21 protein-coding genes are annotated in these 24,819 nt (G+C 51.6%); 8 read left to right on the top strand and 13 right to left on the bottom strand.

The window, feature by feature from the left end; all coding sequences use genetic code 11:
* Nucleotides 1–31 precede the first annotated feature (31 nt).
* The 7 genes from ruvB to dusB form a co-directional block, all read right to left on the bottom strand.
* Nucleotides 32–1,102, bottom strand: coding sequence for a Holliday junction branch migration DNA helicase RuvB (gene ruvB, locus DFR42_RS27225; RefSeq protein ID WP_110258226.1), 1,071 nt, complete (start codon nucleotides 1,100–1,102; stop codon nucleotides 32–34).
* Between the two features lie 3 nt (nucleotides 1,103–1,105).
* Nucleotides 1,106–1,687 (bottom strand): Holliday junction branch migration protein RuvA, encoded by a 582-nt coding sequence (gene ruvA, locus DFR42_RS27220; RefSeq protein WP_110258225.1) that lies wholly within the window; start codon nucleotides 1,685–1,687, stop codon nucleotides 1,106–1,108.
* A gap of 132 nt (nucleotides 1,688–1,819) precedes the next feature.
* Nucleotides 1,820–2,362: a crossover junction endodeoxyribonuclease RuvC gene (gene ruvC / locus DFR42_RS27215; RefSeq protein ID WP_110258224.1), complete on the bottom strand. Its 543-nt coding sequence runs from the start codon at nucleotides 2,360–2,362 to the stop codon at nucleotides 1,820–1,822.
* Nucleotides 2,363–2,686: 324 nt separating this feature from the next.
* Nucleotides 2,687–5,431 (bottom strand): tetratricopeptide repeat protein, encoded by a 2,745-nt coding sequence (locus DFR42_RS27210; protein WP_170133716.1) that lies wholly within the window; start codon nucleotides 5,429–5,431, stop codon nucleotides 2,687–2,689.
* 265 nt (nucleotides 5,432–5,696) lie between these two features.
* Complete coding sequence (purH, locus tag DFR42_RS27205; RefSeq protein WP_110258222.1) at nucleotides 5,697–7,262, bottom strand: bifunctional phosphoribosylaminoimidazolecarboxamide formyltransferase/IMP cyclohydrolase; 1,566 nt, start codon at nucleotides 7,260–7,262, stop codon at nucleotides 5,697–5,699.
* A 47-nt stretch (nucleotides 7,263–7,309) separates the two neighbouring features.
* Nucleotides 7,310–7,543, bottom strand: coding sequence for a helix-turn-helix domain-containing protein (locus tag DFR42_RS27200; RefSeq protein WP_110258221.1), 234 nt, complete (start codon nucleotides 7,541–7,543; stop codon nucleotides 7,310–7,312).
* Between the two features lie 93 nt (nucleotides 7,544–7,636).
* The gene (gene dusB, locus DFR42_RS27195) at nucleotides 7,637–8,647 is read right to left on the bottom strand and encodes a tRNA dihydrouridine synthase DusB (protein WP_110258220.1); all 1,011 of its coding nucleotides are present in this window, start codon (nucleotides 8,645–8,647) and stop codon (nucleotides 7,637–7,639) included.
* Between the two features lie 324 nt (nucleotides 8,648–8,971).
* On the opposite strand from dusB, the gene DFR42_RS27190 reads away from it, so the two are divergent.
* Nucleotides 8,972–10,300: an NAD(P)/FAD-dependent oxidoreductase gene (locus tag DFR42_RS27190; protein ID WP_110258219.1), complete on the top strand. Its 1,329-nt coding sequence runs from the start codon at nucleotides 8,972–8,974 to the stop codon at nucleotides 10,298–10,300.
* A gap of 76 nt (nucleotides 10,301–10,376) precedes the next feature.
* Here the strand turns inward: DFR42_RS27190 and DFR42_RS27185 are convergent, their stop codons facing one another.
* Nucleotides 10,377–11,960: a hypothetical protein gene (locus tag DFR42_RS27185; RefSeq protein WP_146218984.1), complete on the bottom strand. Its 1,584-nt coding sequence runs from the start codon at nucleotides 11,958–11,960 to the stop codon at nucleotides 10,377–10,379.
* A gap of 395 nt (nucleotides 11,961–12,355) precedes the next feature.
* Between DFR42_RS27185 and DFR42_RS27180 the strand changes: the two genes are divergently transcribed.
* From DFR42_RS27180 to DFR42_RS27165, 4 genes are all read left to right on the top strand, one after another.
* Nucleotides 12,356–12,958 (top strand): hypothetical protein, encoded by a 603-nt coding sequence (locus DFR42_RS27180; protein ID WP_170133715.1) that lies wholly within the window; start codon nucleotides 12,356–12,358, stop codon nucleotides 12,956–12,958.
* A gap of 64 nt (nucleotides 12,959–13,022) precedes the next feature.
* Nucleotides 13,023–13,628, top strand: coding sequence for a hypothetical protein (locus tag DFR42_RS27175; RefSeq protein WP_110258216.1), 606 nt, complete (start codon nucleotides 13,023–13,025; stop codon nucleotides 13,626–13,628).
* An 11-nt stretch (nucleotides 13,629–13,639) separates the two neighbouring features.
* Nucleotides 13,640–14,692, top strand: a complete 1,053-nt coding sequence (locus tag DFR42_RS27170; RefSeq protein WP_110258215.1) for a sensor histidine kinase — start codon at nucleotides 13,640–13,642, stop codon at nucleotides 14,690–14,692.
* Between the two features lie 8 nt (nucleotides 14,693–14,700).
* Nucleotides 14,701–15,438, top strand: a complete 738-nt coding sequence (locus tag DFR42_RS27165; RefSeq protein ID WP_110258214.1) for a LytR/AlgR family response regulator transcription factor — start codon at nucleotides 14,701–14,703, stop codon at nucleotides 15,436–15,438.
* A 16-nt stretch (nucleotides 15,439–15,454) separates the two neighbouring features.
* On the opposite strand, the gene DFR42_RS27160 is transcribed toward DFR42_RS27165, so the two are convergent.
* The 5 genes from DFR42_RS27160 to tyrS all read right to left on the bottom strand — a co-directional run bounded on the left by DFR42_RS27160 (nucleotide 15,455) and on the right by tyrS (nucleotide 20,593).
* Nucleotides 15,455–16,894, bottom strand: a complete 1,440-nt coding sequence (locus DFR42_RS27160) for a phenylacetate--CoA ligase family protein (RefSeq protein WP_110258213.1) — start codon at nucleotides 16,892–16,894, stop codon at nucleotides 15,455–15,457.
* Entirely contained in the window at nucleotides 16,881–17,681 is an 801-nt protein-coding gene (locus DFR42_RS27155; RefSeq protein WP_110258212.1) for a PEP-CTERM/exosortase system-associated acyltransferase, read from the bottom strand. The genes DFR42_RS27160 and DFR42_RS27155 overlap by 14 nt, the downstream gene beginning before the upstream one ends.
* A 322-nt stretch (nucleotides 17,682–18,003) precedes the next feature.
* Nucleotides 18,004–18,672: a histidine phosphatase family protein gene (locus DFR42_RS27145; protein ID WP_110258210.1), complete on the bottom strand. Its 669-nt coding sequence runs from the start codon at nucleotides 18,670–18,672 to the stop codon at nucleotides 18,004–18,006.
* A gap of 26 nt (nucleotides 18,673–18,698) precedes the next feature.
* Nucleotides 18,699–19,139: a D-aminoacyl-tRNA deacylase gene (gene dtd, locus DFR42_RS27140; protein ID WP_110258209.1), complete on the bottom strand. Its 441-nt coding sequence runs from the start codon at nucleotides 19,137–19,139 to the stop codon at nucleotides 18,699–18,701.
* Between the two features lie 182 nt (nucleotides 19,140–19,321).
* Complete coding sequence (gene tyrS / locus DFR42_RS27135) at nucleotides 19,322–20,593, bottom strand: tyrosine--tRNA ligase (protein ID WP_425450912.1); 1,272 nt, start codon at nucleotides 20,591–20,593, stop codon at nucleotides 19,322–19,324.
* A 263-nt stretch (nucleotides 20,594–20,856) separates the two neighbouring features.
* Here tyrS and DFR42_RS27130 point away from each other — a divergent pair, with 263 nt between their 5' ends.
* Genes DFR42_RS27130 through DFR42_RS27120 form a run of 3 tightly spaced genes read left to right on the top strand, consistent with a single transcriptional unit; the run spans nucleotide 20,857 to nucleotide 23,994 of the window.
* Complete coding sequence (locus DFR42_RS27130; RefSeq protein ID WP_110258208.1) at nucleotides 20,857–22,227, top strand: M23 family metallopeptidase; 1,371 nt, start codon at nucleotides 20,857–20,859, stop codon at nucleotides 22,225–22,227.
* Nucleotides 22,228–22,258: 31 nt separating this feature from the next.
* On the top strand, nucleotides 22,259–22,792 hold the full coding sequence (locus DFR42_RS27125) for a GNAT family N-acetyltransferase (RefSeq protein WP_170133714.1): 534 nt from the start codon (nucleotides 22,259–22,261) through the stop codon (nucleotides 22,790–22,792).
* A gap of 53 nt (nucleotides 22,793–22,845) precedes the next feature.
* Nucleotides 22,846–23,994 carry an anhydro-N-acetylmuramic acid kinase gene (locus tag DFR42_RS27120; protein ID WP_110258206.1) on the top strand — a complete coding sequence of 383 codons (1,149 nt, stop codon included), beginning with the start codon at nucleotides 22,846–22,848 and terminating at the stop codon, nucleotides 23,992–23,994.
* The last annotated feature ends 825 nt before the right edge of the window (nucleotides 23,995–24,819 follow it).

Below are 24,819 nucleotides of genomic sequence, written 5' to 3'. Positions count from 1 at the left end.
ATTGAGCACAAACCATGGAGAGGCTTAAGTATCAGCTACCGCCCCATAAGTCACCGTTATTGCCCGATCTGGGCATGGTCACGCCAAAATGCTCATACGCGGACGGCGTTGCTATCCTGCCTCTGGGCGTGCGTTGCAAAAAACCCTGTTGTATCAGATAGGGTTCCAGTACATCTTCTATGGTGTCGCGTTCTTCGCCTATCGCAGCGGCGACGTTGTCCAGACCTACCGGGCCACCACCAAATTTAAAGAGGATGGCTTCCAGCAGTTTTCTGTCCATGAGGTCAAAGCCAACGGCATCGACATCCAGCATTTTCAGGGCAGCATCAGCAATACCCTTGGTGATTTCGCCATTGCCCTTGACCTCGGCATAATCACGGACACGCCGCAACAGGCGGTTGGCAATACGCGGTGTGCCACGTGCGCGCTTGGCGATTTCACGCGCGCCATCTGCCTGTATCGGTGCACCCAGCAGTGACGCTGAGCGGGTTACGATCTTGGTCAATTCTTCTGGCGTATAAAATTCCAGGCGGGCGACGATACCAAAACGGTCACGCAGCGGATTGGTCAACATGCCTGCGCGGGTGGTTGCACCGACCAGAGTAAAAGGCTGCAAATCCAGTTTCACAGAGCGGGCCGCCGGGCCTTCGCCTATCATGATATCGATCTGGTAATCTTCCAGCGCCGGATACAAAATCTCTTCTACTACTGGCGATAAACGATGTATCTCATCAATGAAGAGCACATCATTGGCTTCCAGATTCGTCAGCAGGGCAGCCAGGTCGCCGGCACGTTCCAGCACCGGGCCAGAAGTCTGGCGCAGGTTGACACCCATCTCACGCGCAATGATATGCGCCAGCGTGGTTTTACCCAGGCCTGGCGGGCCAAACAGCAAGGTATGGTCAAGTGCTTCACTGCGCTGTCTTGCTGCCGTGATAAAAATTTCCAGCTGCCCGCGTATTTTTTCCTGGCCCACATATTCATCAAGCTGCTTGGGGCGCAGGGCGCGTTCTATCGCTTCTTCATTGGGCGAGCTGGGTGTGGCCGAGATAATGCGCGGCTCGCTGAAGCTGGAAGAAAGATTGTCAGTCTGTATCGTCATCGCTTAACCCTTGGACAATGCTTTCAATGCCAGCTTGATGCCATCAGAGACGCCACTACCTGCGGGCACGGACTTCATTGCCAGCAAGGCTTCCTTGTCAGAATAACCGAGGGCTTGCAAGGCATTCAGGATGTCGGCACTATGGTCACCTGCTGCCAGTGCTGCAGTCGCATTACCCAGGTCAGCACCCAGCTTGCCTTTGAGTTCAAGCAGTAAACGTTCAGCAGTTTTTTTGCCTATCCCAGGTACGCGGGTCAGGCTTCCGGCTTCCTGCAGGGTGATTGCCTGCGCCAGGTCGGCTACCGACATACCGGACAAAATGGATAGAGCAGTGCGGGCACCGACGCCGCTGATTTTGATCAATTGCTTGAAAGTGCTGCGTTCTTCAGCCGTACCAAAACCAAACAGTACATGGGCGTCTTCGCGTATCGCCAGATGCGTCAGTAAGACTACTTTTTCACCCAGATGTGGCAGGTTATAGAAAGTACTCATGGGCACGTCGACCTCATAGCCTACGCCCTGGCAATCGACCAGCAATTGCGGAGGATTCTTTTCTATCAGAGTACCTGCAATGCGACCTATCATGAGACTGCTTCCATACTGTATGAATAAGCAGTGATAGTAAACGATTCTGGCGCGTTTGACGAGGCAAATGCGGGGAAATTATATGGATATTGCGATATTGCAATGCTGCAATGAAATGATATCTGGTTGCAGCTAACCGACCAGGCGGCCACCCTTGACGCGCAAGCCCTTCTTTGCCAGTCCAGGCGCAATTGCACCAAGCGTCGCCAGGGTATCGCCACTATGGGCATGACAAATCGCCACACCCAGCGCATCGGCAGCATCGCTGCCAGGCAAACCGGACAAAGCCAGCAGGCGCTGTACCATGTCCTGCACCTGTTCTTTCCTGGCACGGCCATGACCAACCACGCCTTGCTTGACCTGCAACGCCGTGTATTCTGCCACCGCCAGATCTGCTGCCACCAGTGCACAAATCGCCGCGCCCCGGGCTTGTCCCAGCAACAGGGTGGATTGCGGATTGACGTTGACGAAGACTTTTTCTATGGCCGCGCAATCTGGCTGGTAAGTACGTACTATTTCTGAGACGCCTGCCAGTATGGTCTTCAAACGCTCGGGTAAAGTGCCATCAATAGTCTTGATTGTGCCCGAGGCGATATATGTCAGCTTGCTACCCTGTTTATGGATGACGCCAAAACCGGTGGTGCGCAAGCCGGGGTCTATGCCTAGGATTTTCATGAGGGCTTCTGAGTATGGATTAGATGTGATGCTGTGCTGCTACAGCAATTATTGCTGAAGAGTATAACGTATCAGTGAGCGAGTTTTATTGCTCGCTATGTAAGTGAGTAATTGCTTATGGCGTTCGATCTTTGCAGGATATGTGTGAGCATGGAAATGCAATGTTGAGCGGCCTGAGTTCCAGCGGTATTTGTAGCCGCTATTGAAGCCTGCCCCTCGCCAACTGACACAATCCGGTGTTGCTACCCGACGATGAAGACATCATGGTATTTCAGGCATGAGTGCATGCTGGCTGGCAGTCATCGTCATCACAGCTGTCAGCTCTTATTTCACTGGTTTCCAGGCTTTGACCTCTGCATCGACTTTGCTTTTGCTCTCAGCGGGCAAGACTGCTACCAGCGGGGGTAAATAGTCGCGTGCAACTTGATTGCCGTTGGCAAGAGATAGCATGGTCCAGAAATAGGCGGCCTCTTCATCTCTGGCTACACCTGCCACTTCACCAATCGTTGCCGCCAGGTCTTTCTGTGCCTTGTCCCAGGCCTGGTCAAGTGGGCTGGCAACGGTGCTGGCAGCAGCGCGCCTGTCTATATTCAAGATTTTGCCACTGGCGTAGATCCTGCCCAGGTCGAGTTGTGCATTGGCGTCGCCGCGTTCTGCTGCTTTGCGCAGCCAATAAAGAGCTTGTTTGCCGTCATCGGGTGATTCTTTGCGAGAGAGATACAGCACAGCCAGCAGGTGCTGCGCATTGGAATAATTTTGTTCAGCAGCGCGACGCAGCCAGATCGCCCCTTGTCGCCAGTCTTCTGGCACGCCTTTGCCAGTGACATACGCCATCCCCAGAATGTATTCTGCATCTGCGGCCCCCTGGTTGGCTGCCTGTCGAAACCAGAATGCAGCTTGAGACAAATTCTCAGGTACGCCGACACCTGCCAGGTACATGCCACCCAGCATCGTTTGTGCTATGGACATTTCCTGCAAGGCAGCCAGGCGATACCAGTGCACTGCCTGCTGCGCATCTTTGGTCACAAAAAAACCAGTGTGATACATCGAGCCAAGGCTAAATTGCGCCTTGGCATTTCCCTGGTCGGCGGCTTTGCGGTACCAACTCACTGCTTGCTGTTCATCCTTAGGCACACCGCGTCCATTAGCATACATTTCACCCAGGCTCAACTGTGCGCTGACATTGCCCTGATCTGCCGCCATGCGATACCAGACTGCCGCTTCTTGTTCATCCTTGCTTACGCCCGAACCACTTTGATAGAGTCCCCCCAGATTATTCTGCGCCCCTGCATTTCCTTGCTGCGCTGCCTTCAGGTACCAATAGGCTGCTTGTTGCGCATCCTTGGGCACGCCATTGCCAGACTCGTATAGCCAGCCCAAACTCGATTGCGCCCTGGCATTTCCCTGATCTGCGGCTTTGCGGTACCAGCTTGCTGCTTGCTGATGGTCTTTAGCTACACCGCGGCCTTCGAAATACATTAGCCCCATGCTGGTCTGCGCAGCTGAATGCCCTTGGTCCGCTGCTTTGCGGTACCAGCTCACGGCTTGCTTGTCGTCTTTTTTTACTCCGTCCTGACCATACTGGTAGATGTAGCCCAGATTATTTTGCGCGTCCATATGATCTTGTTGCGCGGCCCTCAGATACCATTGGATGGCCTGTTGCGCATCCTTGGACAAGCCATTACCATTCTGATACATCAAGCCAAGATTATATTGTGCACTGGCGTTTCCTTGATCGGCTGCTTTGCGGTACCAGTTCAAGGCTTGCTGCTCATCCTTTTTCACTCCAGCATCGCCACGTTGGTAGATCACGCCCAGATTAATCTGCGCATTCGCATTTCCCTGCTGCGCGGCCTTCAGATACCAATCTGCAGCCTGCTTAGCATCCTTGGGTAATCCATTGCCATTCTCATACATCCAGCCAAGATTGTACTGTGCAGTGATATTTCCTTGGTCAGCCGCTTTGCGAAACCAAAGTGCAGCTTGCCGTTCGTCCTTTTTCAACCCATCCTGGCCATTCAGGTAGAGCACGGCCAGATTGTTTTGCGCTTCCTTGTTCCCCTGTTGGGCGGCCTTCAGATACCAGTAGGCCGCTTGTTGCATATCTTTGGACAGGCCAGAACCAGTTTGGTACATCCAGCCCATGCTGTGTTGCGCCCTGTCATATCCCTGATCAGCCGCATGGCGGTAAAAGCTCAACGCTTTCTGCTCATCCTTCGGTACACCCTGGCCTTCGAGGTGCATCCAGCCCAGGCTGAACATCGCTCTGGCATTTCCCTGATCGGCCGCTTTGCGATACCAAAGAGCCGCTTGCTGATAATCTTTGCTTACTCCGCGTCCTTCGAAATACATTAGCCCCATGCTGGTCTGTGCAGAGGAAAGTCCCTGGTCTGCTGCTTTGCGGTACCAGTTCACGGCTTGCTGTTCATCCTTTGTTACCTCTTCCAGGCCATCTTGATAGATGACGCCGAGATTATTTTGCGCATCCACATCTCCTTGTTGCGCAGCCTTCAAATACCAGTGAACAGCCTGTTGTACATCCTTGGGCAAACCACTTCCCGTTTGATACAGCCAGGCAAGGCTGTACTGCGCTTTTGCGTTTCCCTGATCGGCTGCTTTGCGGTACCACTGGGCCGCCTGTTGTTCGTCCTTACCTACACCCCTGCCAGTTCTGTAAAGCACAGCCAGATTATTCTGAGCACTCGCATTTCCCTGCTGCGCGGCTTTCAGATACCAATTGAAAGCTTGTTGCAAATCCTTGGAGAAGCCAATGCCGTTTTCATACATCCAGCCAAGGTTGTGCTGTGCAGTGACATTTCCTTGGTCAGCCGCTTTGCGAAACCAAAGTGCGGCTTGCTGCAAGTCTTTGACCACGCCCCGGCCTTCAAAATACATGCCCGCCAACTTGAACTGTGCAGCGGCATTGCCTTCTTCAGCAAGCCTGGTAGTTTCTATCAAGTCAGCACTGTAATTCTGTTGGTTGGAGGGATGATCAGGTTCTGAGGCCGATACATAGCTGGCAGGCCACAAACTCAGGGCCATTAGTGCGGCGCAAGTTATGGTAGACAATGTCGTCTTGCTCAGATAAATCATTCGTCATGCATCCTGTGGGAATTCTTCGGCACGGCAATATAGTGCTGCCTTGTAGCCATCTTGTGTTAGGCGGCATTATCGCATATGGCTATTACCAGCAAGTTATGGACAATGCGTATTGTTGAGCTGTTGTACTTGGCAGCAGTGCTGACGTGGTGTCGCCAGCAATAATGCATTTGCGATAAAAACGGCCCTGAATAATCAGGGCCGCACATATATCATTTAATACATCAATCTCGCATCAATGACGGAAATGACGTGTACCGGTATAAACCATCACCACACCACGTTCATCCGCAGCATCTATCACTTCCTGGTCACGCATGGAGCCACCCGGGTGGATCACGCAAGTTGCACCTGCATCCACTACCACATCCAGACCATCGCGGAAGGGGAAGAAGGCATCAGACGCTACTGCAGAACCAGTCAAGGTCAAACCAGCATTCTGTGCCTTGATCGAGGCGATGCGGGCGGAGTCTATGCGGCTCATCTGGCCAGCGCCTACACCCAGCGTCATGCCATTGCCGCAGAAGACGATGGCGTTTGATTTGACATACTTGGCCACGCGCCAGGCGAACATCATGTCAGCCATTTGTTGTGGAGTTGGCTGCAATTTCGAGACGACACGCAGTTCTTCCTGCAAGACGTTTTTGGCATCCGGTGCCTGTACCAGCAAGCCACCGCCAACACGTTTCATATCGTATTGATTGAAGCCGTCACCCAGAGAAATTTCCAGCAGACGTACGTTTTGTTTTGCTGCAAAAATCTGTTTCGCTTCGGCAGTGAAAGATGGCGCGATCAGCACTTCAACGAATTGCTTGGCGACGATTTCAGCAGCCTTGCCATCGAGTTCGCGGTTGAAGGCAATGATGCCGCCAAACGCAGAAGTCGGGTCAGTCTGCAAAGCCTTGCTATAAGATTCAAACGGTGTCGCACCCAGGGCTACGCCACAAGGATTGGCATGCTTGACGATGACGCAGGCAGATTCAGCGAACGACTTCACGCATTCCCATGCGGCATCGGCATCGGCGATATTGTTGTAAGACAGTTCCTTGCCTTGCAATTGCTTGTAGTTGGCCAGGGAGCCCTCAAGAGACTTCAGGTCGCGATAGAAGGCGGCAGACTGATGCGGGTTTTCACCGTAGCGCATTTCCTGCACTTTTTCAAAATGCAGGTTCAGGGTTTGTGGATAGGCGCTGCGTGTGGTGTGCGCCTTGTCTTCACCCAGACTGGTCAGGTAGTTTGTGATGGCACCATCGTATTGCGCGGTATGAGCAAATACTTTTTTTGCCAGCGTAAACTTGGTGTCATAGCTGACGACGTTTTGATTCGCCTTCATCTCTGCCAGTACCACGGCATAATCAGCCGGATCGACAATGACAGTCACGTCCTTGTGGTTCTTGGCAGAAGAGCGCAACATCGTAGGGCCACCGATGTCGATATTTTCTATCGCATCTTCGAGTGAACATTCGCCCTTGGCGACAGTTTGCTGGAACGGGTACAGGTTGACCACCACCATATCTATGGTAGGGATGCCATGTTGCTCCAGTGCTGCCACATGTTCAGGAAAATCACGGCGTGCCAGAATGCCGCCATGCACTTTAGGGTGCAGGGTCTTGACACGGCCATCGAGCATCTCGGGAAAGCCGGTGTAGTCAGCCACTTCGGTAACAGGCAGGCCATTGTCAGCCAGCAGTTTGGCTGTGCCACCCGTGGACAAGAGCTTGACACCGAGCGCAGACAATTCACGTGCAAATTCGAGCACACCTGTCTTGTCGGAGACGGAAATGAGGGCTTGTTTGATCATGATTTTTGATTTGAGTAAGGAAATCGGTGTCAAGCCTCGCGGATGGATTAAAGCAAACCGTGTTGCTGCAATTTCTTGCGCAAGGTGTTCCGGTTAATGCCCAACATATCGGCGGCTTGTGACTGGTTGCTCGATGCGCGCGTCATGACCATTTCTAACATCGGTTTTTCAACGGCTAACACGACCATGTCGTAAATATTGGAGGCAGGTTGCTCGCCCAGGTCACGGAAATACTTTTCCAGGTTTTTGTGGACGGCGTCTTGAATGCTATCTTTGCTCATGCTGTTTTTATCACTGTTCGGTTAAGCCAGGCGGCGGGTAGTCCATGCTTCATGGACGGCAAGACAAATGGGTTTTTGTAAAAGTGCTTTGTCTTATGCTGCCAGTTTTTCTTCAAAGGGGCGGTATTGTAACCGCTCCCCAGCCATGTGATCAAAAAAACTGCTGACGGCGGCAAGTTGTTCATCACAATCCGTCAGTAAGTTCATTTGTTGCCGGAAATCTTCACCACCTACCAGGTCCTGCACATACCAGCCTATATGTTTGCGTGCCGTTCGTACGCCAAGGTAGTCACCATAGAAGGCATAGTGCGCTTTCAAATGGGCATCCATGAGTTCACGAACTTCAGAAATCAGGGGGGCAGGTAAGTGCTCGCCAGTATCGAGGAAATGGGCGATCTCGCGAAAGATCCACGGTCGGCCTTGCGCCGCCCGGCCTATCATGATGGCGTCTGCACCGGTGGCCTCTAAGACATATCTGGCTTTTTCCGGTGTCGTGATGTCGCCATTGGCAACTACGGGGATATTGACTGCGGCCTTGACGGCAGCAATGGTTTCATATTCGGCATCACCCTTATAACCATCGGCACGGGTGCGCCCATGCAGGGTCAGCATTTGTATGCCAGCCGCTTCTGCCATGCGGGCAATGTTCAGGGCGTTTTTATTTGCCCTGTCCCAGCCAGTACGAAACTTGAGCGTGACCGGTACATCGACTGCGCCGACTACCGCATCCAGTATCTGTCCGACCAGGTCTTCATGCTGCAGCAAGGCTGAGCCGCACCAGGCATTGCAGACTTTTTTGACCGGGCAACCCATATTGATATCGATGATTTGTGCACCTTTATCAACATTATGCCTGGCGCAATCGGCCAGCATCTGCGGGTCAGCACCAGCAATCTGCACGGCCTTGGGTTCCATTTCGCCTTCATGGTTGGTACGGCGCGTGGATTTTTCTGTTTCCCAGAGTTTGGGATTGGAGGCCGCCATTTCAGACACGGCATAACCCGCACCCAGTTCTTTGCATAACTGACGAAAAGGTCTGTCAGTCACGCCAGCCATGGGAGCAACAAAAATATTATTACGCAGCACGTAAGAGCCGATTTGCACGATCAGGGAAGGGGGGAAATTCGAAGAAGCGCTATTCTACCTGAATCCTGCCTAAATATTCGGCAAAATCGTTACGACTCGTAAGGAATATTTTTATCTATATGACATGATGAAACGATAGTATAAAACTAGCAAAACCAGCAGACTTTAGACTTGCATTTCTAAATTACTGTAGTAGATGAGATATCAACCATTACTGCTCTCCATATGTGTATACTCTAATCACTATTTGTCTTACAGGCTCCTGACAAAAGTGCATTCCCGTGGCCCTGAATTGTTAGCTCGTCGCCAAGGGAATACATTTTTTATATTAAGGGAGTCGTCGTGAACACGCAAAACAAGGAGGCAGTACATAGAATTACCATCGTAGGCGGTGGTGCAGGTGGGCTGGAACTGGCAGTGCGCCTGGGCAAGAAATTAGGCAAGAGTGGCAAGGCCATCATCACACTGGTGGATGCCAGCCGTACCCATTTGTGGAAACCTTTATTACACCAGGTTGCCGCAGGCACCCTCGACAGCCACGCTGACGAGCGCGAATACTTTGCCCTGGCCCGCTCCAATCATTTTGATTTCCGTTTGGGTCGCATGGATGGCCTCTCGCGTGACAAAAAAGAAATCTATCTTGCTCCGACCCTGGATGAAAACGGTATAGAACTGTTGCCACGCCAGGCCATATCCTATGACAGTCTGGTGATTGCCCTGGGCAGCCAGACCAATGACTTTGGTACACCAGGCGCACGTGAGAACAGCATCATGCTTGATTCACTGGCCGCGGCTGAACGCTTCCATCAAAAACTCATCAATTGCTGCCTGCGCGCGCAGACACAGGACCAGGTTGCTGGCGAAGGGCGCTTTACCGTCACCATCATAGGCGGTGGTGCTACCGGGGTAGAATTGGCGGCAGAGCTGCACATGACTACCAAAATACTGTCGAGCTATGGGCTGGTCAACTTCCATCCGGAAAAAGACTTGAAAATCGTCATCGTTGACGCTTCTCCGCGCCTGTTGCAAATGCTGCCTGAGCGTCTGTCAGAATCTGTCGCCCGTGAATTGCGCAGCATTGCCATCGAAGTGCACACCAATGAAAAAGTCGTTGAAGTCTCCAAGGCAGGCGTGCAAATGGCCAGTGGCAAATTTATTCCCAGCGGCATCGTCGTATGGGCCGCTGGTATCAAGGCCCCTGAGTTTTTGAAAGACCTTGATGGACTGGAATGCAATCGCATCAACCAACTAGTCGTTAACCGCAACTTGCAAACCACGCGCGACCCGGCCATTTTTGCCCTTGGTGATTGCTGTGCCTGCCCGCAAGGTGAGGGTTTGCCCAATGTGCCACCGCGCGCCCAGTCTGCCCATCAGCAAGCCAGCACGCTCGCCAAGTCGCTGATACGTCAGTTGCAAGGCAAGTCATTGCTGGAATTTACCTATAAGGACCATGGCTCGCTGGTATCGCTGGGTAACTACAGCACGGTCGGCAGCCTTATGGGGGCCATTGCCAGTGGTTCGGTCTTTATAGAAGGCACACTGGCAAAGTGGATGTACTGGTCTTTGCACAAACATCATCAGGTGGCGGTGAATGGTTTGTTCCATACCTGGCTCTCCACCTGGGCTGAGACCATAGACAGGGTGCGTAATCCGCGTATCAAGTTGCACTGAGCTACACTGAGCCACACTGAGTTCGCACGCAGATTGGGCTTCACCCAATCTGCTGCTTGACGCCAGGATTATTGACTCAACGGCTATTTTTTGCCTGCCGCATGAACACTGCACTATCGGGGCTAAAGAAAGCAGCATTGATCTTGTTGGCCAGTTTATCAAAGGCCCGTTCTGCCATGACCGCATATACCTGGCCTTCAGGCGCATGCTGTACTTTGTCGCGGCTGGATGTCTTGTACTCGACATTGAAGCTGTCTGGCGGCTCAACCTCCAGATCAAATTTCCAGCGATCCCTGGCATTGGGCACCATGATGGCCGCTTTGAAACGCATCACCAGGCCAACAAACGCATCATCCTGTTTTTCTGAGGTATACACCTTGCCTGATGGTTCTATCTGATAGGCAATCAGCAGTTTCGGGACATTATCCTTGGCCGCAGCATTGGCATTGAATGCCAGCACGTCGTTCGGGAAGATAGTGCTGAATGCGCTGCGTATGCCCGTGGTAATCCGTGTCTCCCTGGCTGCCGCGCTGTCATCGGCAAAGTATTTGGCGGCAGGGATAATTTTCATGCCGCGTACCTTGTTTTCCTTTAACTTGAGGAAGGCATCGAGCTGGCTCAAATCACTGACTGTAGGGCGGGCGAAGCTGATGGCCACGCTGGGATTGTCATGCTCTTCTGCAAATTTCAGCAACTGTTCCATGGACTTGATCAAGCCCGTATCTGAATTAACTGCCTGGGCTTTAAATTTTTGCAGTGATCTGTCATACAGCAAATGAATTTCTTCAGCCACTTCAGGCAAGATGTCTGATTGCGGGAAGCGCGTCTTCAGATTACGCAGCAGAGTGACAGAATTCTTTTTCAAGGTTTCATTGAATACCACGCGGGGTAATTCTGCCTGCATCTCGGCCACCCTGAACTTGCCATTGGCGATATAACCGAGATATGCACTTTCCGTTTTTTGTTGCTTTGCATTCAGGTACATTTTTTTATCTGATGCTGCATTCCTGCCATACCAGAACAAGCTGGCAATGACGACCGCCAGGATCAGAAGAGGTGTTTTCAAATACTGAAAAAGACTGATGACTTTCTTTGCCACGCCTGAGGTGTCAAGAGCTTCTTTCCACTTGTTTTTACGCACATCCAGAAATGGATCAAAGCCATACAGGCTGGCGATATCACGGTTATGAAAGGCAGCACGTGCCTTGCTTTGGTAACTATTGAATTTTTCCAGTGCTATTTCAGCCTGGTTCAGATTATTGATGACCAGACTCTTGCTGGTCCCATCATTGAAATTAAAGGAGAAAACAGTTTTGTTGTAACGTCCATTGCTTTCATGGTGGGTCGCTTCCAGCTTGCGCAATTGCGCCAGGTCATGCACTGCTATCTTGCTGCTGCGTATATCTACCAGCGCCAGCGGGAACAAATAACGACCGGGCAGGAAATGAAACTTGGCACTCAATTGCATGCGCTGCCACATTGCATGGCCTGCATATACCACACCAAAAAACAAGATGGCATACCAGACTATCATGCCGGTGTCGGCCCAGGAAGTGTCTTTCACCGGGTCACCAAAGTCAGCCTCTGCACTCAGATAGATGAAGAAAATACAGGCCAGAAAAATCGCGGTATGCAATGCATACCAGCGCAGATTGGACATGACTTGTCCATGCACCAGATAATCCGGGCTCCTGACGGATCTGGCCAAATGTTTTTTAACATTGCGGGGTAGCGCATCATAATCGAATTGATAGAAGATTCGCACCGGGACTTTCCTTCGACTTAAAATGGCAAATGGGCAAAACTGGCGCGCAGTGCGCGCAACAGTACACAATAGAAAGCTAAAGTTGGCAGTATCGCCATTTACCTGGCCATGGTCAATTCACTTGTATCTTTCTGAGCCACCATGCACAAAACTATTTTTTATCCCGCCCATTCATCAGAAATTTTCCGCCATTTATCGGCAATGAGGGGGCGGTGATCGCAAAGCAAAGGAAATCGGATTTGTTCATACGTATATTGCATAACATCAACAACCCGTATGGAGAACAGATGATGAAACACTGGAAAATCCTGGCAGCAGCGTCTTTGATTGCGTTTGCCATGAATACCTCATTTGCAGATGGTATTAAATCCGGCGCGCCGGGTGGCTGGCAAGTGTGGGGGCCTTTGGGCGATAAATATGAGATGGGTATAGACACGGCAGAAAGCACGCCTGAACACCTCGCACTCCTTATCGCCAGCAAGGATATAGCGACCAATGAGACCGTCACGCTGATGCAGCAGATTGATGCCAAAGAGTATGAAGGTAGCATCATTGAGCTAAGCATGATGGTCAAGGCGGCAGGTGCAGATAAAAACAGGGTATGGCTGCGCCATATGAAGGCGACAAACTTCAACGGCATTCAGGCAAGCAGTATCCCCAATGGCAAAGACTGGGAAAGAATAGTCGTGAGTAGTTATTTCCCCAAAGATTTACCCGCCATGTACAAGCACTTCGATACCGGTATCTCACTCGCCTCCAAAGGCAAGATCTGGGTCCGTGACATTAAACTGGAACGCAAGCCTTATGTGGCAATGACTAACCCTGTTGAGTTGCCCAGCTTTCGCGCAGGCTTGCCCACTTATCCTGCCCGCAATCTGAACTTTACTGAGTAAGACTGACAGCTATCGTCTTATTTGGCACACCATAATCGCACACCATATCAATACTGGAGCAGACATGAAACACTGGAAAATTTTAATCGCCGCACCCCTGGTCGCATTTGCCGTCAACTTTTCTTTTGCTGGCGCTGTCAATAGCGGCGTACCCAAGGGTTGGACCGCGAACGGCGCACTTACCAGCCATTATGAAAGTGGCCTGGATGCATCACAAGGCAGTAAAGAGCAACCCGCCTTCTTCATGGCAGCAAAAGAGGCGGTGACTAATGATGACTTCGCCGCCATCACGCAATTGGTGGATGCTACGGCCTATCGTGGCAAAATCATGCACTTTACGGCATCGGCACGGCATATGGGTGAGCTCGGTGGTTATGAATTCTGGATCCGGACCATAGATGATAAGGGGGGCATCTCAATTTCTTCATCCTGGGCGCGCAAGAGTGATAACTGGGAGGCTGTCAGGGTCAGATTGCTGGTGCCGGCTAATGCAACAAAACTGGAGCTCGGTATTGGCCTCAGGGACAAGGGGAAATTATTGGTTAAAAGTATTACTTTTAACGAAGCACAGGCAAATAATCCTGCTACCGAAAACAAGCCATCGGTTGCAAACAAGATCACCATGGGACCAGCGGCGACTACAATACAAAACCTGAATTTCTCTGAATAGATCACTGACCGATGCGCAAAGATTTGACGATATCGCACGAACTTAAAGACAGCAAGGCCAGCATCTCCTGGCCGCTGTTACCCATGCTTGCCGTGCTGGGTTTGCTGGGCTACGCCCGTTTTGCCAGCGCGGGTTCGGCCTGGCTGGCAGATAGCCTGGCGATTTTGCTGGCATATACGCTGGCACAAACCGGCTTGTGCCTGTCACAAAAAACGGCGTGGCTCACACATGCCAGCCAGCGCTGGGTCGTGCTGGTGGTCTTCATGTTGCTGGCCCTGCTGGCAGGTATGTGGATAGAAGCGATGTTCTGGCCACCATTGACGGCCATACACGCAGTCTGGTTACTGCCTGCAGTGCTCATCGTCTTCATCTTTGCCACCATACTACCTGCGGCCATAGACCTGGAAATCAGACACCGTACCCAGGCCAGCCTGGCGGCAGAAGCCAGCAAGCACAAGATGGAAAGGCAGATACTGGAAGCCAGGCTGGTAGCCTTGCAGGGCCAGATAGAACCGCATTTCTTGTTCAATACCCTGGCCAATACCCGCGCCCTGATACACCAGGATGCCGCCACGGCAGAGCAAATGCTGAACCACCTGATCGCCTATCTGCGTGCCGCGATGCCCGATATGCGCCTGAGTACGACGACGCTGGGGCAAGAGTTGACCAGAGCCGCCGCCTATCTGCAAATTTTCCAGATCCGGCTGGGGCCACGTTTTCAGTTTTCTGTCGATGGGCCGGATGAAGTGCTGGCCTGCCTGATCCCGCCACTGGCAGTCATGAGCCTGGTAGAAAATGCCATCAAGCATGGTATAGAACCACAACCCGGCGACGTGCGCATAGACATCACTGCCAGCAATAAAGCAGGGCAATTGCAGATCACCGTCAGCGACAATGGCCGCGGCTTTCAGGGGGAACTGGGTAGTGGCGTAGGTTTGTTGAATGTGCAGGAAAGACTGCTGGCCCTGTTTGGTGAGCAGGCCGAACTGCAATTGCAGCCGCGCGACAGTGGCGGCGTGAGTGCCAGCATTATTTTGCCAGCCAGGACAGGTGAACTGGTATGAGTACAAACATGATCAAGCAAAACCCCCAGGCCCTGATCGCCGAAGATGAAGCCATCTTGCGACAGGAATTGCAAACCGCACTGGCGCAGTTATGGCCAGAACTGGAAATCATCGCCACCGTCGATGATGGCATCAAAGCCGCGCAGGCTATCGCTGAACTGCGCCCGGATATCGCCTTCCTGGATGTGCGCATGCCTGGCCTGAGTGGCATCGACGTAGCACGGTTGGCACAGCATCCCTGCCATATCGTCTTCCTGACTGCCCACAATGATTATGCTGTCGACGCCTTTGATCAGGGTGCCGTCGATTACTTGCTTAAGCCTCTCGACATGGGGCGCCTGGCGCTGGCTGTGCAAAGACTCAGGCAACGCCTGTCGCAACAACCGGCTGACCTGTCAGCCCTGCAAGTCAAAAAACCGCAAGAGTCCTTGTGCTGGATACAAGCGTCCGTCGGCAACCAGATACGCTTCATCAATGTCAGCGATGTACTGTGCTTTCGTGCAGATTCCAAATACACCAGGGTCATCACCGCCAAAATCGAAGCCTATATCCGCACCACCATTAAAGACCTGGCAGCGCAGCTCGACGCTGATAAATTCTGGCAGATATCCCGCAGCAATATTGTCAATGTGGCCGCGATAGATGCCGTACAAAGAAGTGATGGCGGCCTGGCTCTGCGCTTGCAGGCCGGTGACGACTGGCTGGCGGTGTCACAGGCCTATCAATATCAGTTCAGGCAGATGTGACACCGGATTTGCTTTCTCAAAGATAGGCAAACTTCCTCTCATAATCGACACCGCAGTTATACGGAAATTCTGCATGCTGCCAGAAATGGAAGTGGGCTGTTGCTGATGAATATTCAGCCAGTGCGGCACTCAGGATTTCGGTTGCGCCTGCGGGTATGGCGCGGCCTGGCCTGAGTTGTACCGCGACCAGTGTTTCACCTTCCACCTGCGACATGCGGAAGTTGCCGGTGATGGTAGCGGCGATGCGCTTGTCGGCATACAGTGCTTCCTTGACTGCTTCAGGGTAGAGACGCCCATCAGCGCCATCGACGAACTTGCCACGACCAGATACTGCGATGAAAGGCAGTTTCAAGTCAGGTGTCAGTCCTATGTCGTGCTCGCGCAAGATGGCAACTACCTGTTCATAATCAAACAGTGCACCACAATCACCAGAGCGATAGCGCAGCAAGGGTATTTTCATTTCTTCGCTGAGCATGGAGACCACCAGTTCCTGCTGCTGGTCATCCCTGTCCAGAGTTTCTATATAACAGCGATTCGGGTAGTAGATGAAAAACATCGGGCAGCAGCGGGTATCTTCACCAAACAAGGCACGGCGCAGTGCCGGGTTGCGATGGGCCAGGCGGCGTATGCGTATGGTTTCGCGGGTTTCATGAAACAGATTCAAGTCCAGCTCAGCCACACCCATGGAAGAGCCTATCAGCTTGCCATTGGGGTTATCGAAATCGCTCAGGCCTATCAGCTCTGCAATGTAGCTGCGATAGTTTTCGGCTATGCCTTCTTCGCCTGTGACAATTTGCAATTGTACGGATGGCCAGTCTATGCCATGCAGCTCATGACCCTCTTCGATAATCTTCTTGATGAAAGAGGCTTCGCCAACCAGGATGACTTGCTCAAATTCAGCCGAAAATTTTTTGATGACGGCAAACACCATGTCTTCGCGCACACTGGTTTCCGCCAGGAAGGTGGCATCGGTGTGTACCTTGACGCCCATGGGCAGGCAATTGATCAGCAAGGTGGATTTGTCGTCAGTCTGGAACAGGTATTGCAAACCAAGATCAGTTGATTTGGCCGAGCGTTGCAGATTGTCTCTGGTATTCACGCCAAAGGAAAACACGCCGGAATGACCAGAACTGGTCAGCAAACTGCGCACGCCATCCAGACTGCCGTCCAGGCACAACTCGGCAATATCATGCTGGCCAAAGGTATTGTGTTTATCCAGCACAGGCGCATGTTCACGGAAAGCGGCTATGGAAGAAATGGCTGCTACATCAATGCCCTGTTCGCTCAGCATGCGGCGATAAAACGGGGCTTTTTTGGCGGCGCGTGCAAATGCCTGCAGCGTTGCCTGTTCGCTTAACTCACGCAGAATTTGCGGTGGCGTTTCGCGCAAGAGGCGTATGGTTTCCTGACGTTCCAGACGGTCGGCAGGGCTGGCATAAGGTTTAATTGATTTCATAGATAGTGGCTGAGGTATTTGGGGAGGTATTTAAGGAGGAATTTAATGAAGCAGGTATGGAAGTATGTGTAGATGCAGCATAAAGTTTGGGCGGTACTTCTAGTACGCCATGCGTAAAGTCTTCAAACATGCCGGGCACCAATCTGGCGAAATTCTGTTCACATTCGCTGAGGCAAAGCAAGAAAGGCTGGACTTTTCCGTAATAGTCAACGACCGGTCCTACAGGCTTGAAGGGCAATTGAAAGCGGATCAGCATGCGCGCCAGACTGCCTTCCATGGCTGCCAGAAAATACTGTATGCCCTGCAGTTTGGCTTCTCGATAAATCACCTTGTACAAGCCTATGGCCAGCTCGGATTGCCAGCGTCTTTCATCTGCTGACTGCAATCTGGATGACTGATCGTGTAGGCTGCCTTGCGATAAGAATTCATCACCTGCACTAATGGCAAAGCGATCGTGGCCGCGCGTCACGGCCAGGCGCGACACTTCTGCAGTATGCGGAGGGATGGCAATATCCAGTGCACACTTTTCTTGCAAAGGATAATGACGGTTGCGCGCGCCCACGAGACGCACGGTTCCTGCCATATGCCCGTCTTCACCCAGGGCGGCAAAGTGGAGTGCATCGTCATCATAAAAATCTGTTTCCATGCCACAGGGATAAGCCGCCGCCTGCAAGAAACCACGCTCTTTGCAATACACCTGATAGCGCAACCGGTAGCTTTCTGCCAGCAGGGTCGGGCAATTGATACGCCCGAATCGGAATTGCGAGCGCTGAAATTCTTCTTCCATTTTTGACTCCCGACGTACAGCTAAACAGTAAAGCTGGAGGCCGCACTATATAATTGCCGATGGGTAATTAGTTGTCAAAACAGATAGCTGGTGATTAATTCCGGATTAGCGGTTTTTTGAAAAATTGTGTAACAGACAAGCGGCAGGAAAGTGCGGACGAGAGGTATTCAGGCAAAAAATGGATGTGACGATGCATGCCCTTTATTTTAAAAATAAGGCGAATCTTTTTGTTCAGGTGGAATGAAATCAGAAGGGGTTTGAAGTAATGCAGACTTGCTTCAGCATGGATATTTTTACCCATGCTCATTTTTGCTTCAACTGCTCAATGCTTCTCGACCTTGGTCTGGTTAATCTCATCCAGCCCGTCGGCATCCAGATGGGCAATATCACCCCATTGCACCAGTTTGATGTCTTTACCTGTCACTTCAAAACGATTGATGCTGGCATTGTAGATGGTGACTTCGCGTGGTGCATGCAAAGGTAAGTCTTTGGCTGCGCGATAAGCGCATTCAAGCACGCCGCCGTGGGCGACGATGGCGATTTTCTTGCCCTCAAATTGCTTAGCATAGTGCAGCACATGTTCCATGACGCGCTTGTGGAACTGGCGTATGGTTTCGCCTTCGTTTTCACCCGGCGGGAATTGTGCATCTGGTTCATGCGCTTGCCAGGCATTGTATTCCCTGCGGTACAGGCTGGGCAGTTCGCTATACAGCTTGCCTTCAAAACCACCAAAGCAACGCTCACGCAAACCTTTATCTATGCGGGTGCTGACGCCTTGCAGGCGCGCTATTTCACCGGCGGTCTGCACGGCACGCTGCAAATCACTTGAGACTATCGCGTGCAGTTTTTCATTTTGCAAGGCCCAGGCCAGCGCCTTGGCCTGGCGTGTGCCTTCAGCATTCAATGGAATGTCGAGGTGGCCTTGCAAACGACGTTCTGCATTCCAGGCGGTTTCGCCGTGGCGTATCAATAAAATTTCTGTGGGTTTCATTTGTTTATTTTGTTCTTATTTTGTTCTTATTTTGTTTTTAGCCAGAAGGTGACCGGCCCATCATTGGTCAGTGATACCTTCATGTCGGCACCAAAGCTGCCAGTTTCTACCTGCGCATGTTTGCTGCGCGCCTGGGCGACGAAGTAATCGAATAATTGCCTGCCCAGTTCTGGCGGAGCCGCAGGAGTAAACGAGGGGCGGGTGCCTGAATTGGTATCCGCCGCCAGCGTGAATTGCGGCACCAGGAGCAAGCCGCCTTGTACGTCGGTAACGCTGCGGTTCATCTTGCCTGCGTCGTCAGAGAATACGCGGTAGGCGAGTAATTTTTTAAGCAGGTCGTCGGCCTGTTTTTCAGCGTCTTCGCGCTCGGCGCAAACCAGGACCATCAGGCCTGCGTTAATAGCGCCTATGGTGTTGCCGTCGACGACGACTTTGGCTTCGGTGACTCTTTGGAGTAGGGCGATCATGGGGGGCTTTGGTATTGTTGCTTGGGGCGAAGAGAGAGTGGGCGGGTGGAATTTCGTAGGTTGGGCAAGATTGTAGGTTGGGCTACGCTTCATCAGCCCAACACTCGGCGATCAAATAATGTATACATTTGCGAAGTCCCAGTGTTGGGCTGATACCCCGTAGCCCAACCTACGCATAAGCATCAAGCCGTCAACGTCACTTTCGCAAACTTGCGACGACCAACTTGCACCACAAATGTACCGGCTTCAACTTTCAAGCCCTTGTCGCTGATAACGACGGAATCGATACGCACTCCACCTTGCTCAACCATGCGCATGCCTTCACCTGTCGATGCACACAGATTAGTTTGTTTCAATAACTGACCTATGGTCAAAGGCGCACCGCTGATTGTGACTTCAGCCACATCATCCGGTATCCCACCCTTGGATCGATTCACGAAATCCGCCAGCGCATCTTCCGCCGCCTGCCTGTTATGGAAGCGCGTCACGATTTCCTGCGCAATCGCTACCTTGATATCACGCGGGTTCTGGCCTTCTGCGACTGCTTTTTTGTAAGCAGCGATCTGTTCCAGCGAACAGAAAGACAGCAGCTCGTAGTAACGCCACATCATGACATCAGAAATACTCATGATCTTGGCGAACATGGTATTGGCTGGCTCAGTGATGGCGATGTAGTTGTTCTTGGACTTGGACATTTTCTCGACGCCGTCCAGACCTTCGAGCAAAGGCATGGTCAAAATACATTGCGGTTCTTGCCCATAATCTTTTTGCAGTTCACGACCCACCAGCAGGTTGAATTTCTGGTCAGTGCCACCAAGTTCCAGATCAGATTTCAGGGCGACAGAATCGTAACCCTGCATCAGCGGGTACAGGAATTCATGCACGGAAATAGGTGTGCCAGCCTTGAAGCGCTTGGTGAAGTCATCGCGCTCCATCATGCGGGCGACGGTGTACTTGGATGACAGTTGTATCATGCCGCGTGCGCCCAGAGGGTCTGACCATTCAGAGTTGTAGCGTATCTCGGTCTTGCTGGCGTCCAGCACCAAAGCTGCCTGCTTGAAGTAAGTCTGGGCATTGTCTTCGATTTGCTCGCGCGTCAGCGGCGGGCGGGTGGCATTGCGACCAGACGGGTCACCGATCATAGACGTAAAATCGCCAATCAAAAAGATGACGGTATGGCCCAGATCTTGCAACTGGCGCATCTTGTTGAGCACGACAGTGTGACCCAGGTGCAAATCTGGTGCAGTCGGGTCCAGGCCCAGCTTGATGCGCAAGGGTTTGCCAGTCTGTTCGCTACGGGCCAGTTTTTGGGCAAATTCGGATTCAATGAGCAGTTCATCAACACCGCGTTTGGCTACTGCCAGTGCATGTTGCACTGCATCGGACAAAGGGAGGATTTTGCTGGCATTGCCAGTGTTTTCAGAGGAGCTGGAATTATGTTCAGAAGTCATCATTAATATAGATCATTTTTTTTGTAACACCGCTGGTCGAATTCCAAATCTGAATCCATAATCAGCGTTTGCCAAATTCTGGGTGTTGGTTAATTAGCAGGGATTATCGCTCAAACCGGATGTCAGCAATTTAATGCTAGTTCCCTGGTTTTTATAATCCCGAACTTTAGTGTTGTGGTTTTGATATTTGCATATATTATGTGCAAATGCATCTCACCGCAACGATCTCGAATTTTCGATAAAAACAGTCAATTTTAACTTATTGCATGCGTCCAACAGATAAATTACTTCGATTAGTCTCTGGTGGCAGGCTGTTGTTTGGCACCACACGCGCTTCGCGCATCGTTTCCGTCTCCGCACTTTTCTTTGCAGTTTGCGCATTTGGCGCAGTTGGTGTTGCTCCTTTGGCACCAGACGCATCTGACCTGCCGGTCAAGCGCATTAAGCAAGAACTCAGCCTGCCTTCCCTGGATGAACAGGTCGCCGCACTTGAAGCGACCGAGCAGCAATTCATCCGTGAAGCCACCTTCAAGAGCAGTGAGCAATTGGCCACCTTCTTGCAGCGCATAGGTGTGGACGACGACGAAGCGGCACAGTTCATCAAATCAGACAGTATTGCACGCGGTATCCTGCAATTCAGGGCTGATAAAACCGTGGCAGTTAAAACGGATGAAGAGGGTGAACTCCTGTGGTTGCAAACAACGGTCTCCGATGGCCCGGACAAACCAGTCAGAAACATCGTCATCAGCCGTGATAGTAATGGCAAACTGACATCGTCTGATATTACTGCCAAGCTGGAAAGACGTGTGGAAATGGCAACAGCCTATATCCGCACTGCCTTTTACCCTGCTGCCGATGATGCCATGATTCCTTATAACGTCACCGAACAGGTTAAGTCCATGTTCGAGACCAATGTTGATTACCAGCGCCTGCAAAAGGGTGACTATTTCAATATTGTCTACGAAAGCTTCTGGCAAAACGGCGAGCGCGTCCGTACTGGTCGTGTGCTGGCGGGTGAGTTCAGCAATTCTGGCAAGCTGTATCAGGCTGCCTGGTTTGAAGAAACTGGTGGCAAGGGTGGCTATTACACCTTTGACGGCAAATCCCTTAAAAAAGCCTTCCTCAAGTCACCGATAGAATTTACCCGTGTGTCTTCTGGTTTCTCCATGCGCGTGCATCCAATTTCTGGTCAATGGAAAGCGCATAAGGGCGTCGACTTCGCTGCTGCGACCGGCACACCCATTCGTGCTTCCGCTGACGGCGTGGTTGAATCGGCTGCTTCCAGCAATGGTTATGGCAACCTGGTGGTACTCAAGCACTGGAATAACTACAGCACCGCCTATGCCCACATGAGCCGCTTTGCTGCTGGCATACACAAGGGGACCAAAGTAAGTCAGGGTGATGTCATTGGTTATGTCGGCACCACAGGCTGGTCTACCGGCCCGCATTTGCACTATGAATTCCGTGTCAATAATGAAGCCCGTGACCCCATGAGTATCAACATGACAGAAGCTGCCCCATTGGCAACTGCTGAAATGGCACGTTTCAAGGGCTTTGCTGGCGACATGAATCATAGATTCAACTTGCTGCACCCAGAACGCATGGCAGAAGTCATGCGCCTGGCCAAGCGCTCTTAAGTGTCAATATGTAAGTGTTAATACTTTAAGCTTGGATCATTTATCCACAGGTAAGGTAACAATACGCAAGGCAGAGGCAACAGATGTCTCTGTCTTGACCGTGTTGATACAACAAGTCTGGCTTGATACCTACGTCAGGCAAGGCGTTAGCCAAACTATTGCTGACTATGTCCTGTCTGAACTGACAGCGGCACGCACAGCCACTTATCTCTCACAAGAACATACCCATATCCTGCTGGCAGAAAGCATTGGCCATCTGGTGGGCTATTGCCAAACCTCGAACGGCAAGCGCAATGCCCAGGTCAGTGCAGAGCATCAGGCCGAACTCGACCATCTCTATATACATCCTGCATTTTTTGGACGCGGCATAGGTCGCCAACTGCTCACCGAGACCGAAGCACATTTGCGTGAGCTGGGTGTGCAACAAGTTTGGCTGACTACCTGGATAGGCAATGACAGGGCGCGGCACTTTTATCCGCTTGTCGGTTATACCGATATAGGTGAGACTATCTTCCGAATGGAAGCGGAAGACATAGCGAATAGAATTTTCTGCAAGACCCTGTAATGCCGGGCTGACTCTTCTATACTCTTGCTCATTAAGGTTGATGAGGTATCAGCATGAGCACGCAGCACGACAAAAACAATTCAAACACTATATATATAGGCCTGATGTCCGGCACCAGTCTTGATGGTGTCGATGGTGTCATGGTGCGTTTGCCTGAATGCCATGAAGAAAACGGTGCTGGGATGCACATCCTGGCGACCGCTTATATTCCTTTCGATGCAGACCTGCGCCAGCAAGCAATGCGCTTGCAGCAAGCCAGCGAAAATGAATTGCATCACGAAGCGCTGCTGGCAAATGCCCTGGCCAAAACTTACGCCACATGCGTCAAAAAATTGCAGGCGCTGGCTGAGGAGCAAGTCGTCCATGCCTTAGGTGTACATGGGCAAACCATCAGGCACAGGCCAGAACTGGGCTATACCCGCCAGACCAATAATCCCTCCCTGCTGGCAGAATTGACAGGCATAGATGTCATCGCCGACTTCCGCAGTCGCGACATTGCTGCCGGTGGTCAGGGCGCACCCCTGGTGCCGGCATTTCACCGTGCCGTTTTTGGGCGTGCAGGTGCATCCAGTGTCGTCGCCAATATCGGCGGCATCAGCAATATCAGCATCCTGGCCGCAGATGGCAGTACCCGCGGTTTTGATACTGGTCCCGGCAATGTCCTGATGGATGCCTGGATGCTGCAACATCAGGGCAAAAGCTATGATGCCAATGGTGACTGGGCTGCTCAGGGCAATGTCATCCCCAGCTTGCTTGCCAATCTGATGGACGAGGCTTACCTGCAGATGCCACCACCAAAAAGCACAGGTCGCGACTTGTTCCATTCTGCGTGGCTGCATAGCAAGCTGCAAGGTTTTGAAGTAAGCCCCCCCGCAGACGTGCAGGCCACCTTGTGCGAATTCACCGCGCTGACGCTGGCAAATGATATTGCTAGCCATGCCAGGGATGCTACCCATGTCTATGTCTGCGGTGGCGGCGCTTACAATCGCCAGCTCATGCAGCGCTTGCAAGTTTTGCTATCGACGCAGTCATGCAAGGCCATAGTTAATAGCACGGCAGTGCTAGGCGTCGCCCCCGAACAGGTAGAAGCCCTGGCCTTCGCCTGGCTGGCACAAAGATTTTGCCTGCGCCTGCCGGGCAATCTGGCCGACGTCACCGGCGCAACGGGCGGGCGCATTCTGGGTGCCTTATATCCAGCATGATAGATAGCCAGCAAGCTTTTTAGTGTTTAGTGTAATGACGGGTTGAGCATTTCTCTGGTCGATAAGTGAAATACTATTAATATGCGCGCTCCCAACCCCCGTCGCTCCTGCGCAGGTAGGAGCCCAGCGTCTTTCGTCAAAGAACCGGGCTCACCATTTTTGACCCCGGAGCTCCCATACGGATATAAGAACAGAAAGCCAGAGGGTGCGCGCAGCGCACCCTTAGGTTTTTGCCTTTATTTGCGTTGATGTGCCATTAAATAAACGAAGTAAATAATTACCGATAAACGCTTGCGGACAAGTGCCGTAGTTTGCTATAGTTCGCCTCCCGCTGAGAAGCGGGAAGAGAATGGAAGCAAAGTAACAAAGCTGGTGAAATGAGCGATTGAACAAATTGCAGAAAAAACTGGCAACTGTGAACACCGAACAACAGTTTTAGACGCTTGAGAAAGCGAAACAAAACGAAGTGAAATCAAGGTGTTGACAGTAAAAGCGAAATGCTACATAATCTCGTTTCTCTGCTGCTGACGCACACAACGCTGCGACGCAAAACTGGATTGGAAGATGGTCTGGTGAGTAGAAAAGAATTGAGTTCTTTAACAATTAACAGTCAATAAATGTGGGCACTTGGTGAAGCGCACCATTCGATCTAGGTTGAATGGAATGCTTAAATAATATAGCAAGTGTTCACAAGAAATAACAAAGCAAGACGGTTTTTCAGAAATGAGAAACTGAACTGTCAGTATTTTGAGTGAGCGACATGTCAGTAAAATGACATAGGCAAGAAATTGTCGAAAAACAGAGATTAAACTGAAGAGTTTGATC

It is taken from the genome of Undibacterium pigrum (assembly GCF_003201815.1).
Taxonomy (GTDB): domain Bacteria; phylum Pseudomonadota; class Gammaproteobacteria; order Burkholderiales; family Burkholderiaceae_D; genus Undibacterium; species Undibacterium pigrum.
Note: the sequence above shows the minus strand (reverse complement) of the source record. Positions and strands in the feature narration are given on the sequence as shown.